Annotated in this window: 1 protein-coding gene and 1 pseudogene; one reads left to right on the top strand and one right to left on the bottom strand. The window is 40.4% G+C overall.

What is annotated here, in order from left to right; genetic code table 11:
• The coding region (locus AC3G7N_RS22860) for a M24 family metallopeptidase (RefSeq protein ID WP_489424376.1) at positions 1–212 on the top strand (212 nt) is incomplete at its 5' end.
• A 64-nt stretch (positions 213–276) separates the two neighbouring features.
• On the opposite strand, the pseudogene AC3G7N_RS22855 reads toward AC3G7N_RS22860, so the two are convergent.
• Positions 277–503, bottom strand: a pseudogene (locus AC3G7N_RS22855) (flavin reductase family protein); the annotation flags it as partial.

The following is a 503-nucleotide window of genomic DNA, read 5'->3' as shown; positions in this document are numbered from 1 at the left end:
ATGGACTAGGCATCGAGGTTCATGAGGAACCTTCCATCCATGAAAATAATGAACAAATTGCTGAACCAGGATTGCTGTTTACAATCGAACCTGGCATCTACATCCCCGAATATGGTGGAGTACGAATTGAAGATGATGTTTACTTAAACGATGAAGGAAATGTGGAAGTACTGACATCATTTCCAAAAGAACTGCAGGTTATCGGAAAATAGGATCTAAATATGGAGTTAAAAATCACCGGCATAGGTTACCACGCCGGTGATTTTTTTAGTTTATCTATTTTGGTAGTTTAAATGACGGGGAAAGTGATGCATAATCTCCCGCAAGCCGGGCTAGCGGCTTCCAATTTTCAATATCTACTTTAAAATTACCGAGATAGGCGGATTCATCAATACTCGCACACTGGATTTGACCTAGCACCATATGGTCCGTACCTACCTCAATGATTCTATCCAGTTTACATTCAAATGCAATTGGTGATTCCTTTACAGATGGCACGCTAA

The sequence above is a fragment of the Virgibacillus carmonensis genome, assembly GCF_057836705.1.
This window is presented reverse-complemented; position numbering and strand designations above follow the sequence as displayed.